We start from the raw sequence: 13,867 nt of genomic DNA on the forward strand, positions 1-13,867 counted from the left end.
AGCTTTGTCAGGATTTTAGATTATTGATAATTAATGTTTTATCTTTTATCGTTCGTACAATATCTTTGATCACTGGATTTAAAAATTTTAATATTTCAGCCACATATTGGCAATCCTCTAAGGTTTCCAATTTGGGCTTAAAGAAAGCAATCTTATGATATTTGCTACTTTTACTTTCGAACGACCACGGCAGGTTATATTTGTCCCTTGAGGTCAATTCCTTAATGACCCTTTCTTTCAATTTGTTTTTGATGTCATTTGGAATTCCTGCACCATGTATCCTAATCATGAGTTGCAAATCCAGCATTTCTTGATAAATTTCAAAATCATGTCCCCTATACCTGAACTTCGTCCATGACCTGTCGTCATTTAGTATGTAAGAGGCCCCACCTGCGTTATTGACTGAATAAATATAAAAACATTCATCTAAAAGATAGCGCTTGATTTTACTGTAAGCCGAATAAGATTGGAAATGTCGGTGCGCTGTAGGATTAAGCCAGGCGTCATCCAGCGAATCTGCTTGCTTGCGCAAAGCATTTTTATAATCGCAGGCAATAACCGCCACTGGCAACGAAGGATCACACATTTCTCCAAACTTATCAAGGACAGCGACTAATTCATTATAGCCAATTTTACAACTATGTTCATATGTATGTTCTGCCAGCTCATCATAATTTGCGTCTCGGTGGAACTGCAGGTCTGAAGTTCCCAATAGTATGTGAATGCCCGCGCACCGTTGATTTTCCAAATATTTCCATTGCCGCTCTAATTGAGTATTGGAAAGATTCGACCACATCTTTATCTCGATCAAACAGATATAAGTTTCATTGGATTCGTAAATGCCAATATCAAATAGCCCACCAAGCGGTTCCAACTGCACAGTATAAGAACTTACCGATATGCCGGTCATAACCTTTAGGAACAACGCGTCATTCAACAGGCATTGCAGAATAAGCTGATGCGTGCGTTCAAAATTTAAGGAAGTTGTAAGAAAATGTTTGAAAGGCATAATTGTAAAACTACCAGTGAATAAAAGAAGCGAAGTTGCTGTTTTTGCCGTTTTCGAATTCTATAAAATCGTTTAGCCAGTGGTATTTTGATTTAATATGATCACTATCTGTCCCAGAAATAATATGATCGCAAGTTTTCTTGATATCAGCCATGCTTGTTATTTTATTTTGTTGATCCCGTTCAAAAAAACTTGCTCCACTAAGCATTCCGTCAATTCCGATTGCCTTCATAAGTGCGGCGACTTCGCCATCTTGTAGTGCTGCATCCATCAGAGTGTAATTGAAATGATTTAAAAAGACAATGCCTTCTTGGTCCCTGACTAACATATAGTCCAGCGTTCGCTCATTACTTTCCTGGTTTTTTTGAATTTCTTCTATCAACCTGTCACTAAGAATGATTCTAGGATAGACCGCTTTGGCGCATTCAAGCTGGTGTGCCTCAACAAGACCGCCTGAAAAGATCATATTTTCGTCAGCAAAATGTGATCCTATCGTTATGCCCCCTCTGCAAAAGAAGCCGTTTGCCATCAATAAGGCCTGGTACCCCATCAAATATTTGTAGAAGAAAGTTAATTGCTCTATGAAACCATAAGTTTTAAAGTTCAACGGCGCCGCTGCGCAAAGGCAGTCTGAAAATAAACGTATATCTAGGCAATCTTTCCATTCAAAAAATGGACCGTCTTTAGCCAGCTCAAAACTTTCGCGCATAAATTTTGCAGCCGGGTCTATGGCTTGTTTTAACAAATCGAATATCTGGTCGTTTTTTCCGGCATCAAATCTTCAATCAATTTCGAAAAACCGAGAATATCGATGAACGCGACAAGTTTTGTTTCAATTTGAGGCATGTAGCAAAGTGGTTGGGTTTGTAAATGTATCAGTTACAAATCCTTTATACAAGAAACATTCAGAATCGCTACTTTATGTCTGCGATCTTTTATGGTTGGAACAATATTAGGACTGAACTGAGTTAGAAACTAAAACTTTTTTAAACCTGCAACACGGTTGATTTTGGTTAAAAAATGAACATTGGCTTTATCTGGTTTTTTGTAATAGACATCTTCCAGGGTATTGCTGATATTCTTGAATTCGGGAATCTGCTTGATCAGTTGTCTGCCGCTTTGCCGCAACACTGCGTATGCCGTGCCTAATCCAATTGCATTTGAAAGCGCACCAATACCGTCTATGATACCATTGCTCAAAAGGTCTATACTGAACGCTTTTCTGTTTTGTCGTTGGATCGCTTTATTTACCTGTCGGTTGTATTCTGCAATCTTAGCTTCACGTTTTTCCGGACTGAGTACGGCTAAAGTGTCCATGAGTCTTTTACCGGCAGGATATGCACGGTTTTCATCCATGATGTTTTCAAACTCTAGGATTGGCGTGTAAGAATTAACATCAATAATATCTATAGGATTTAGTATGATCGGTGTAACGGGTAACTCATTATCGGTTTTGGAAAGCATACTAATATGCTCAGGGGTAGCAAGCTTGAACATATTGAGATAGATCCCCATTACATGTGTAAAAAAACGGTCGCTGAATTTATGGTCAGTTTGATAAGGATAATAAGTTGCGTTGAGTGCATGGGCAAAATGGATATTTGCCGCGCTTACAGAGAACTCGAAATCATAGTTCTTCCCTAATCGTTGTTCTATGATTTTGCTTGCAAAATTATTAACCCCAAAAGCAGCAGTAGCAATGTTGCCTTTCTGATGCAGCATTTCAAACGAGTTTCTTCTTGCTTTGATTGGCCAGGTCAGCATTTCATAGTAGATTTTTGGGTTTTGACCAATGAGCGGTGCGGCGGTTTCGCTGAAGGCTTTTAATTCCCTTAAAAGCGACAGGTCTTTAAATAAAAAGTTATCAGATAATTCAATCAGATCGATCTGCTGCAACGCCGCCACAGCACGGCGGGTAATTATCGAATCAGGTGCGATCTTGTACATTTCATTAAACAACTCCATCCGGTATCGTGACTCAGGTTGTGTCAGGACAATTTTGATACGACCTTTTGAAACCAGTTCAAAGTATTCTTGTTCCGTTATGCGTTGTTCTGCGAGCCATTGTTTGATGTCTTTCTCATACGGTGGTGTGACGAAGATCGTTTGATATAAAAGAAGAAAATTACGAATATCTATATGTTTACTACCGCCTGTGTAATCAATATAACAAGCATAGTCGTCGGGTTTATAAAAATAAAGCTTGTCCTTTTTAAATGTCCCTTCGTAAATATCCTCAATATGGTCGAACCACAACGATTCATCGCGGTCGCTGAATTCGCCTATGTTCCTTGTCCATAATTTATTGGAGTTCAAAAATTGAATGGGATTTTGCACCAGCTTTTTGTCGAGTTCCGGAGCGGCAACCACTTTGTCTTCAATGATCTCCCAGGTTGTAGCAACTCCCAAGTTGGTCAAAAACAACATCAGGCGGTTACGCTGTTCAATACTTATAAAATGTTGTGTAATTCCCATTGCTGTAGTCTCTTCATAAGCATAGACATGAACAACAAGTGGTTGGGCACCGGTAATTTTATAGATATTGATATCGGGAAATTTACTCAGCAATAAATTGTAGAGATCTATAATAGTCATTGGTACACCTTCAAAATTCTGGGGAATTTGTTTGTCGGTGATCCCTGGAATTATTGCTTGGTATTCTAAAACCGGGTCCCTGGTAAGTTTAACAGGCGAATTCATGAACCGGATCTCTTTATCAAATTTACGCTGGATGTCTTCAAAATCCTCGCCGTATTGTTCGCTGAATATCCGGTAGTCAAATTCCGCAACCCGGTATATAGTAGTTTTAATATCAATGTATTGTGCGCGCAAATAAAAGTCCATCCGGCGGACCTCTCCTTCAAAATTTACCATTGGATTTCGAGCTGTTAGATATCAGTTTGGAAATGCAAGTTAGCTAACTAATCTCAAACAAAGCCCTCAAACTATCGTTTAGGCACAGAATTCCCCCAATCCGCATAGCAATCATTTTCAAATAATTTTATAGCGCAGTAATGATCAAAAATGGATCATCTAAGTAACTGCCGGATCGAAAGTTTTTAATTTTTTCTGACTGTTTGGGTATCTCTGATATAATATGCTCAATGCACCAGTCTCCAGAAACAGGCTGAATGATCGGTTGAAGTAATTCGTTCGTGTTTGGTTTGTAATGTAGCGGCCAGCGCATCTTTTTAGCGTTTCCCCATTCATATACCTGAATGTAAGAACCGTTACTCACGCCCGTCTCTTGTGTCGGTAAAAGACATTTATAAAGCCGTGGTGTATCTCCATTAAAATACCCATCTATGGGAGGCATTTTTTTAAATCCTAGCTTCCGCCAAAATTTTTCAGATGTAGCAGGCGCGCATTCTAAATATAGCGCGAGTATCCCTTTTTCCAACAAATACGCAAATAACGTCTCAATAAGGTAACAGCCAACTCCCGACCGCCGATGTTCAGCAGCTACCGCTGCAACTGAAATATGACCGCCACGTTTGAATGTGTCCCAGGTCACAAATCCAATTGTTTCATTTGCAGTTGTAATCGTCGCGAACGTGTTTTTTTCAGCATGGTAACTTAGAATACTCAAATCATGTACCAACCCCGTTCGCTTTTTATTTTCTTCAATCATCCAGATATTGATCTGTGCGATCTGTGCTTCCTTAGGCTGAAAATCTATAATATATTTTTGATCGCTCATCTTTTCTTACGTTTTCGTCCGAATTTCAAAGACAGATTTTCCGTTTCATCCAGCTTATCGAAATCAACAACAACCCGCTGATGTTGGGTATCGCGGAATAACTTGCCATCATGCATCAAATCGTGGATACTTGCTTCCCCAATGTTAAAGGCCTTGAGCTCATCCGCCTTTAACCATAATTGCAGCGATTGTTCGCCGGGCTCTTTAATTTCTTCTACTAGATAATCCGAATATTTGAAGTGAAAGAACATTTCTGCTAGCAAGAGATAATTGATGAGTTCTGCCATACGGTTGATCAGGTACTGGCCCTCGGTGCCCCTCAATGGCTTTCGGGGTATTTGAATAATCACAAAAGTATCTTTAAATTGAATTGTTCTTGCCGGCATGTCGTTTTTTTGACAGCCTTGCGCGAACAAGCGAATAAAATAGTCTCGCCTTTCTTCTTCCGAAAGTTTATTGCTATTCCAGACCTTATCGTAGGTCCGGTCATTTTTATTACGCCTTACTGCCAGTTGTTTTTGTGTGATTAAAGGCTGGAATGCCCTGGCGGCTTCTGAGGTTTGCACTATGGTATCTTTCATGTCCAGCCCCATGATATTGACCGCTGTTTCAATAGCAACAATGAAATCGATCAGGTCCTGGATATAATCAATCAACTGTGCTGTCGTTACAATTTTGGTGTCGCTAACTGAAGGCTGGCCGCTGCGTTTGATATTCCTGAACAGGATATGGTCCCCGTCACGGGAAATACCATGTGAGCCGGCATGGGAAATGGCATTACGGATGATCGAAAAATACCCTTTGAGCAGATCATCAGAGCCTAATCGTTTTTTAAGGAACTCATACTTATTAAATTCCCCATGTTCCAGGTTGGCAAGTTCAAATGACTTAAAAGCACCCTCTTTTAATTGTATGGACGCTACGAGTAGAGACACATAAGGGTCGAACAGATCGGCCACTATACTTCGATAAACATTCTCCAGCGCGATTTGCCGGGTTTCTAATTTGATAGTTCTTTTCGCCTTTTTGAATGCTGACAAAATAAAATCCTGACGCGCGTAAGTCGCCCTTAATGTCAATTGATTGGGGAAAAACAGATCTTTAATAAACGTGACGGGCTGCACACCAAACGCATCATGAAAAAGTTGAAGTATCTCTTCGGTGTATCGCGTAGCAATTGCTTCAGTCGATATCCATTTATGAACTATCTTTTCAATTCGTACAAATGTTTTAAGGTCGCTCTTTTCCGGTTTTTTCAGTAACCTGATGTGATCAGTAACACGCATTAACAAAACCTTTGTAATACTGCCTGCTCAGGTGTAATTCCGAGTTCATCGGCTGGCGCATTGATAAAACGGCCGATGTTGATCTCAGGTTTACTGGTTTCTGAACCATTATACTGATTAGTAAAAAAGATAATTAAGTAAGAACTGCCCGATTTTCGGAACACATAGGCGGGATTGGCTACATATGGGTTTTTGGTATTCCAGCAGAAATAGCAAAGGTCGCCTTCGTTCAGTTCGACATTAACCCTCTTATTGCTGGCGTAATGCAATGGCTTGATTCCTTTCACCGTTTTACGTCCGTTATCGATCAGCTTTTTAAGTGTGGGATTAAACTTGATAGTTTCAATTAATTCTCCACAGCTGGTCTCCGCTTTCACAATATCCCTGATGAGGGTTTTTCTATGCTTACCAACTGCTGCACTATTTTTAAAAATGAATTCCGAACAAATGTTCTTCACCATTTTCTGGGTACAGGTATGCCAGTCTTCCAAATCACCATCACACCAAATTTCTTCAGTACTTTTTCCACATTTAAACAGTGAAAAATCATAGTTTTCCCTGTATTTAAAAACGACACGTTCTTCACCAAGCCATTGATCGATCTCCAACTTCCTGAACACGAAATTATTTTCCAGGTAAGCCATAATAGCCGAATACAATTCTCTGTCGGAATACGGCCGGGTGCGGTGGTATGTTGGTGCTGCGATCATTATGATGGGATTTTAAAACTGAAAATTACGAATGTCGAAGCGGATTCCGCAAAGGAGTTTTAAACATAGTGTTATAGCGATCCCAACGGGGCGGGCGCTCTCCTGTACTTTAATCATTCTAAATAGATCTACAAAGAAGGTGGTAACTAATTCCCAATACGTAGAGATATATTATTGCTATATTGCTCAGACCTTTAACACCTCGCAATGTTTTTAACCAACCTTAAACTCTGGAACTTTCGAATATTTGGAAGCGCGGGATCGCTCGATATCCAAAAGCCAGATCTAAACCTTGATTTCAGCAAAGGGGTCAATGTACTCATTGGTGAAAATGATTCGGGCAAGACAGCTATTATCGACGCAATTAAAATGGTGCTCAAGACGCACAGCGCGGAATGGATAAAAGTGGAGGATGAGGATTTTTTTAGAGACGCCGACCGTTTCCGGATAGAATGTCGCTTTAAGGATATTAATGATGACGAGGCAAAATACTTTACCGAATGGATCGATTGGGTTGTTAACGATAAAAAGCTCGGTGAACCTTATTTGACTGTCTATTACGATGTTTCACGTCGGGATAGTAAGATCATGCCTTCAGATATTAAAGCTGGTATTGATGATGCCGGCCATATATTGAACGCCGAAGCTAAAGAAATGTTGAGGACGACCTATTTGCGTCCGCTAAGGGATGCTAAAAGCGAACTCTCCCCCAAAAGAAATTCGCGCTTATCGCAGATATTGTACGCACATGCCGCCTTTGATGATAAAAAGAACCATCGCTTAATGTCGTTGGCAAAAATACTTAACAAGGAAATATCAGGTTATTTTAAAGGCGAGGACGCGAGTGGGGTGGCATTACCGGCTGCTGATCTGCTCGGAAAAGGTGTCAAAGAGGTAATCGATATGTACCTGAACCAATTCTCTAAAAGAAATACGGAATTTGAAATGACGCCGGCCGATCTGAAGGGAATCCTGGAATCACTAAATTTGCTTTTTGAGGATGGCTATAATTTGGGATTGGGTAGTCACAATTTGTTATGCATCGCTTCAGAATTGCTGCATTTGAAAAAAGATAACTGGGACGGTCTACGTTTAGGTTTGATAGAAGAGATCGAAGCACATTTACATCCGCAGGTACAGCTACAGGTGGTAGAAACCTTAAAAAAAGAATCGCAGGATATGCAGCTGATCTTTACTACGCATAGTCCAAATATCGGTTCGAAAATATTACTCGAAAATTTGATTATTTGCCATAAGGGAAGAGCATTCCCTCTAACAAAGGGAATGACCAAACTGGACAAAGACGACTACCAGTTCCTGGAAATATTCCTTGACACCACTAAAGCAAACTTGTTTTTTGCAAAAGGTATCATTTTAGTTGAAGGGTGGGCCGAGGAACTGCTTATTCCGGCTATCGCAAAAGCGATTGGAATTGACCTTACAGAATGCGGGGTAGCGGTTATTAACGTAGGAAGCACTGCCTATCTTAGATTTTCAAAGGTGTTCCAGCGTGAAAATCCGCCATTGATAGATATTCCCGTGGCTATCGTTACGGATGTTGATATCCGTACTTATGAAAAAGAGATAGTTTTAGACAAGGCCGGGAAAGTGGTTTTGGACAAGGATGGAAAGGTTACCTATGATTATGTTTTACGGGACGGATCAACTGTCAAAGCTGAAACATTGGCTAAAAAAACCAAAATCGACGAATCATCTGATAATGTTCAATATTTCATCGCAGAAAATTGGACGTTGGAGTACTGCCTTTTAAATTCAACCTGTATGCGCCCAGTTTTTGAGCCAATAATCAAAGCTATCCACAATCGTACGGACTGGATGGATATGGAAAAAGGGGTGGCGAAAATGCTGATCAATAAAACAGCTAACAAAACGGAGATAGCATACCGCATGGCGAAAACTTTATTATCGGCGCTGGAACTTGATCCGGGCAGGACAAAAGCACCGTTGCTGGCAATCAACGGGATTGGAGCAGGTGACACTATTGATTATATCATCAAAGCGATCAAGCATGCCTCTGGAAATTGAAATCACAGATGCCCAAATAGGCTTGGCTGAAAGTGTACTTTTACCCGAAGGCAAAGGGTTCGATGACCAGCGGGTGGATTTTATAAAAAACCTAGCCACCCTTGATTTGCATGCGGTACCGGGTAGTGGCAAAACAACCGCCTTAATGGCAAAGTTGATTGCGCTTGAACAACATTTGCCCTTTACCGATAAGTCGGGTATTTTGGTGTTATCCCATACTAATGCGGCTGTTGACGAGATCAAAAGTAAAATAGGGCATTTCTGCCCTAGATTGTTTAATTATCCGAATTACATCGGCACCATTCAGAGTTTCACGGATGCGTTTTTGACCATTCCTTATTACAAAACATTACACCGGAAAAGGCCTGTGCGGATTGACAACGAGATATATAATGAGCACCATTACCCTGATCCGAAACTTAAATCATGGTTGGGGAAACGCGGAGATGGCGACGAGATACTTTATGACTATCGTTTAAAAGATGGGGACCAGTTGACCTACAAATTGGACGGTACTCCTTTCAAATTCAAAACAGGCTCTACCTTTCAAAAAATATTGAACATAAAGAAAAAATAAGAGATGATGGCTTTCTGTGTTTCGACGATGCCTATATCCTTGCGGAGGAATATATTACAAATCATCCCCGTATGATCAACATTTTGCAAAAACGTTTTAAGTACGTATTTGTGGATGAAATGCAAGACATGGCAAAGCACCAGTATGATCTGCTGGAAAAACTTTTTGCAGGAGCGCCCACTGGTGGTTACCAAAGAATAGGAGATAAAAATCAGGCTATCCATAATGATGAGTCCGATATGGCTGACGTTTGGAAAGAAAGAAATGTTAAAGAACTAAATGGCAGCCATCGTCTCAATCCGTTGATCGCCGCCATTGTCGAACCTTTGGCATTAAACGCTATTAAAATAACCGGCAGCAAATCAAATTCAGATGGAACATCCATTGATATCAGACCCGTAATGTTAGTTTATAACACCGCGTCGGTCAACAAGGTAATTCCGAAATATGCCAAAATTATAAATGACTTGATAGCTGCCGGTAAAATTAATCCGAAAAGCGAAAATATCTTTAAGGCGGTGGCCTGGACAACAAGCCGGGCCGGTGACCGGAGCGGTATCTTCAAACTCAATCATTATTACCCGGATTTTTCGAAGGAGCAACTCAAATTACAGATCAATTATTCTTGCCTGGAAAGTTATTTACACTATTACGAAACCGGCCCTGCAAAACTGGCCTCGATACGGAAAAGTATTTTAAATGGTCTTTTGAAAGTATTTCGCCTTGAAAATATCCAAAATCCCGACAATGGCCGTGCGTTCACAAAAAAGACATTTATCGAACATTTAAAGACAACCCATTTTTCAATAGAGCAAAAATTCAAACTATACTTATATCTTACTGCTAAGAAAGTCGCAGAAAATAAGATTGCAGAGGCGCTTACTTTATATGTGAGGTTAATTAAAGCAACATTAAAACGATTTGGAGTTAACATATCCGGGTCGAAGCCCTTTATAGATGGCAAACATACGTCCGGAACTACTACCGCCTCGGCTCCGATAATTAAACCAGCTAATCAATATATACTTGATGGTGTAACAATTGATATTTCGACAGTACATGCGGTAAAGGGACAAACGCATACCTGCACCTTATACATGGAAAGTTTTTACCAGATAGCGGTTGATAGCAAGGGGCAATACGAATCATCCAGAATAGCTGACCAGCTTCAAGGCATTGCTCTTCCGGCAACAGCGCATGATTATATTAAGCAATCCTTGAAAATGACCTACGTAGGCTTTTCCAGGCCAACTCATTTACTTTGTTTTGCTATTCATAAATTACGTTACGACCAACTTTATTCCGGCAAACCGGAAACTGCAAAGTGGAATATTGTGCAGGTATGATGTTTAAGCCGGAACGTATCATTATTTAGTTAGGGTGTTAACCCTCGGTATTCCCTTTATTTTGACCTGCTTTATTTTTAGTTGTGACAGCCTGAATTTTAATTTTAAGCAAAACCGCATTATTTGTATATTTTAAATATTTGATTATCAGTATGTTTTGATGATTTTTAAAACTGAATTAAAAAAACATAGCTTTAGTTAAGTTAAAGAATTAAATTAATAAGGGCAGTGTGACAAATCAACCAACCAACCAACAGGAAAAATATGAGTTGTTCTTAAATGATCACCTTAAGCAAATATTATTTGCCAGCGGGTCCGATCTAAAGGGGCTGCTCATGGAAGAATTCAATATCTCTGAAACGAACGCCAGGCAGGCGGTGAGCCGCGCAGCCAAGGCGAAAGTAATTGCTTCGTCTTACCCCTACACGTTTGGGAAAAATCAATACATCTATCTATACCGAGAAAACTATCTAACTGTGTTTATGATAATGGCGGTTAGCCAAAAAAGCCGTCCGCCAATGTACCGCCTGTTAAGATCAATGCTCGATAACGGCGGTATTATATCTCATTATGAAGGAATGAAAATTACTGCGTCGCCAGGTATCGCAACCTCTACGAAAGTGGCAACGCTGGATGATATGATCAAAGTACTCAGCAGCATGAGCATGGTAAGAACCTATACTGATGCCAGGGATATTAAATACATACTTTTTAAAGAATCTCCTTTCAATTTGGGAATTGGTGTTGTTTCAAGTGCCGACGAAGGCCCGTTAATAAAAAATCATTTTAATAAAATGCTGATGGATGCAGCATTGATGCCGGATATCCTGCGCTGGTTATACCGCTCGAACTTGATTGACAATACGAAAATCATCTACAGAAACAAGAAAAATCCACAGACCGGCGCTGTTCATAATAAACTGACTTGGGATGCATTTAGTTATACCAAGGCCACCGGGATAAATCCTACTTTTGGGGCGAAATCAGAAGAGGTTGAAAAACAGACGATGGTCGCTTTGGATATTGTTCTTTCACGAAAATACAGCCAGGAAGATCTTGACGGGTTTTTAGACAGGATACAGATCAATCTCAATTCTGTGTCGGTTGGTCACAGAAAGATGATGCCAATTATCTTTTACAGAGAATGTGATGAATTGGTGTTGAACACAATAAGTAAACTGGGAATAATCGCTTTTGATATAGGTGCGATTTTTGGACAGAAGATTTATGAGGTGCTGCAAGAATTGAGCGAATTAAATAGTCTTTTACAGATTACTGATAACGCAGACGTTGCAGTCAAAAACGTCTTGAAAACGATCAGAAAAACCGGGCAAGATGATCTTTTACGAGATTTAAAGGGCTCATTGTTTGAAGTACTGATGTATCCGCTACTAAAAAATATATTTGGTGACTCTACTATGGAACGAGGGAGAACTCTGATAACTAAAGGACCTAAAGATGCGGAGGGGAAACAAGACACCGAGAAATATGAATATGATTTTATCATACATTCGGCGCATCCTAATGAGTTGATTTTTGTAGAATTAAAAGGCTATATGTCGAACGTCCTAATTCCTTTGGGTGACCGCGATAAAAGAAACTCATTAAGCTGGTTCTTCCGGAGAACTTTGCCATTTGGAGCGACGCATTATCCTATGGAATTGGCGAACGGCAGGGTTTTAAAGGCGATGTATATCACCTCAGCTCAATTTGATCAGGATGGCCAACTGTTTATAGATGATTTGAACAAGGGAAAGCTGAAATCCAAAAACGGTATAACGGCGTATGACCACCACGACCTGATACAATTATTGACCGAAAAGGAATTTAAAAATGAGGTTAAGATCATTAAAAAGTTTTACACTTATAAGCCAGAAAAAAAGAAAGCCGTTAAACCTGCTGGAGAAATTAGCCACGATGTTTTGCCCGATTGGAGCACTGAAAAATTGGATGATATTTTTTAAATCAGTATACAGCCTAGGTAGGAATCTTTCAGGTAAAAATTCTTTACTTAGTTTAAGACAGCAGACGCTCAGCTAATCTGAATTTTTCAATATGACTTGGATTAATATTTAATTCTTGGGCAAACTCATTTATTCTATTCAAGCTAGCATCAGAATGGAAACTGACTTCCCATTCAATATTCTTTGAATCGTCGTTCACTTCTAAAATTTTTTCAAAATAAGGCATGTCAACTTTAGCCAGCGAATGCCCTATCACAATAATCCTTTTTATTTTATTCAAAGATGAAATAACGATTTTATGCGTTTGCAGCACTTTATAAAAATTCTTAAATGATTGTTCGTAATAATCCTCTATTCTTTCTACTGCGAAGTTGATAGCGTGATACTTCGCTTCTGAACCCCAGTTACCGTTACGCTCATCCTCAAGAAAATAGGCGAGATAAGTAGGATTTGAATTATTGTAATATCTATTTCTTTTATTCTTTAATCGAGATTGGAACCTTGGCTTCTTATCGTTCTCCTTAAGCCAGTTTTCTAAGCTATTTTCCGGACTTTCTCCATGTCCTAAAACAATACTTCCAACTTTATCCGACTTCTTGCCATGTAAATAACAAATTTGATGAGGGGACACCCTATATATTGTTTCTATAAAATCAGTATAATTAAAGGATAGGAATAGTGCATTTTTATCAACTTCAATTATCCTACGTTCATATCCCGTAGGCATATTCAATGTTCTGATCCACTGATGAAAGCGTTTCCGTAAGTTTTCCGTAAGTTCGTCAACTAAGTCTCCTGCGTGGTCTTGAGAAAAGAATAATTCTGCATAGGTAAAATCATCATCGTCTACTTCATTCGCAGGAAAAAAAGGGCTTATATATTTGATAAAGGTTTCCCGGGAAATCGTTAATAGATTTTTTTCAAAGTCTCCCCATATATTTTCACAATCATATAGATTCTCTAAAGCATATAGGAGGTCCCGATCATGCTTTGCTAAATATATTTTAAAATCGGAATACTTTGAAGCTATGCCATGATGCAAATCAAATCCATTGCCTATTATGTAGAGGGTTTCCTCCATCCTTTGATTTAAATATTACAGAATTGCTCTATTACAAACTCCTATCAAAAATAATTATTTATTATCACGGAGATAACCTATGAATTTATAAGATGAGCAGGTTAGTAGCCGTTGTTTGGGCTCGAACCTTATTAGCATGATTCAATTA

At 39.4% G+C, this 13,867-nt stretch carries 11 protein-coding genes; 4 read left to right on the forward strand and 7 right to left on the reverse strand.

What is annotated here, in order from left to right; all coding sequences use genetic code 11:
* Window positions 1-7: 7 nt before the first annotated feature.
* The 6 genes from JWQ54_RS03460 to JWQ54_RS03485 all read right to left on the reverse strand — a co-directional run bounded on the left by JWQ54_RS03460 (window position 8) and on the right by JWQ54_RS03485 (window position 6,705).
* Complete coding sequence (locus tag JWQ54_RS03460; RefSeq protein ID WP_299580251.1) at window positions 8-1,009, reverse strand: hypothetical protein; 1,002 nt, start codon at window positions 1,007-1,009, stop codon at window positions 8-10.
* Window positions 1,010-1,019: 10 nt separating this feature from the next.
* Window positions 1,020-1,754, reverse strand: a complete 735-nt coding sequence (locus JWQ54_RS03465) for a hypothetical protein (RefSeq protein ID WP_299580254.1) — start codon at window positions 1,752-1,754, stop codon at window positions 1,020-1,022.
* Window positions 1,755-1,984: 230 nt separating this feature from the next.
* Window positions 1,985-3,709 (reverse strand): hypothetical protein, encoded by a 1,725-nt coding sequence (locus tag JWQ54_RS03470; RefSeq protein WP_299580257.1) that lies wholly within the window; start codon window positions 3,707-3,709, stop codon window positions 1,985-1,987.
* A gap of 301 nt (window positions 3,710-4,010) precedes the next feature.
* Window positions 4,011-4,709: an N-acetyltransferase gene (locus tag JWQ54_RS03475; protein ID WP_299580260.1), complete on the reverse strand. Its 699-nt coding sequence runs from the start codon at window positions 4,707-4,709 to the stop codon at window positions 4,011-4,013.
* Entirely contained in the window at window positions 4,706-5,995 is a 1,290-nt protein-coding gene (locus JWQ54_RS03480; protein WP_299580263.1) for a hypothetical protein, read from the reverse strand. Before JWQ54_RS03480 ends, JWQ54_RS03475 begins: the two co-directional genes overlap by 4 nt.
* Complete coding sequence (locus tag JWQ54_RS03485; protein WP_299580266.1) at window positions 5,995-6,705, reverse strand: hypothetical protein; 711 nt, start codon at window positions 6,703-6,705, stop codon at window positions 5,995-5,997. The genes JWQ54_RS03480 and JWQ54_RS03485 overlap by 1 nt, the downstream gene beginning before the upstream one ends.
* Window positions 6,706-6,912: 207 nt before the next feature.
* Between JWQ54_RS03485 and JWQ54_RS03490 the strand changes: the two genes are divergently transcribed.
* The 4 genes from JWQ54_RS03490 (at window position 6,913) to JWQ54_RS03505 (ending at window position 12,638) form a co-directional block, all read left to right on the forward strand.
* Window positions 6,913-8,751 carry an AAA family ATPase gene (locus JWQ54_RS03490; protein ID WP_299580269.1) on the forward strand — a complete coding sequence of 613 codons (1,839 nt, stop codon included), beginning with the start codon at window positions 6,913-6,915 and terminating at the stop codon, window positions 8,749-8,751.
* Window positions 8,735-9,328 carry a UvrD-helicase domain-containing protein gene (locus JWQ54_RS03495; RefSeq protein WP_299580276.1) on the forward strand — a complete coding sequence of 198 codons (594 nt, stop codon included), beginning with the start codon at window positions 8,735-8,737 and terminating at the stop codon, window positions 9,326-9,328. The genes JWQ54_RS03490 and JWQ54_RS03495 overlap by 17 nt, the downstream gene beginning before the upstream one ends.
* A gap of 35 nt (window positions 9,329-9,363) precedes the next feature.
* A complete protein-coding gene (locus JWQ54_RS03500; protein WP_367187083.1) occupies window positions 9,364-10,674 on the forward strand; it encodes a UvrD-helicase domain-containing protein in 1,311 nt (436 codons plus the stop codon).
* Window positions 10,675-10,904: 230 nt separating this feature from the next.
* A complete protein-coding gene (locus tag JWQ54_RS03505) occupies window positions 10,905-12,638 on the forward strand; it encodes a hypothetical protein (RefSeq protein WP_299580279.1) in 1,734 nt (577 codons plus the stop codon).
* Between the two features lie 52 nt (window positions 12,639-12,690).
* Here JWQ54_RS03505 and JWQ54_RS03510 read toward each other — a convergent pair whose 3' ends face one another.
* Window positions 12,691-13,719, reverse strand: a complete 1,029-nt coding sequence (locus tag JWQ54_RS03510; protein WP_299580281.1) for a bacteriophage abortive infection AbiH family protein — start codon at window positions 13,717-13,719, stop codon at window positions 12,691-12,693.
* Between the last annotated feature and the right edge of the window lie 148 nt (window positions 13,720-13,867).

It is taken from the genome of Mucilaginibacter sp., assembly GCF_028288225.1.
Taxonomy (GTDB): domain Bacteria; phylum Bacteroidota; class Bacteroidia; order Sphingobacteriales; family Sphingobacteriaceae; genus Mucilaginibacter.

Coding starts and splice junctions, on each gene's coding strand:
- JWQ54_RS03480 (WP_299580263.1), bottom strand. CDS start 5,995: ATGCGTGTTACTGATCACATCAGGTTACTGAAAAAACCGGAAAAGAGC.
- JWQ54_RS03460 (WP_299580251.1), bottom strand. CDS start 1,009: ATGCCTTTCAAACATTTTCTTACAACTTCCTTAAATTTTGAACGCACG.
- JWQ54_RS03485 (WP_299580266.1), bottom strand. CDS start 6,705: ATGATCGCAGCACCAACATACCACCGCACCCGGCCGTATTCCGACAGA.
- JWQ54_RS03475 (WP_299580260.1), bottom strand. CDS start 4,709: ATGAGCGATCAAAAATATATTATAGATTTTCAGCCTAAGGAAGCACAG.
- JWQ54_RS03470 (WP_299580257.1), bottom strand. CDS start 3,709: ATGAATTCGCCTGTTAAACTTACCAGGGACCCGGTTTTAGAATACCAA.
- JWQ54_RS03490 (WP_299580269.1), top strand. CDS start 6,913: ATGTTTTTAACCAACCTTAAACTCTGGAACTTTCGAATATTTGGAAGC.
- JWQ54_RS03495 (WP_299580276.1), top strand. CDS start 8,735: ATGCCTCTGGAAATTGAAATCACAGATGCCCAAATAGGCTTGGCTGAA.
- JWQ54_RS03510 (WP_299580281.1), bottom strand. CDS start 13,719: ATGGAGGAAACCCTCTACATAATAGGCAATGGATTTGATTTGCATCAT.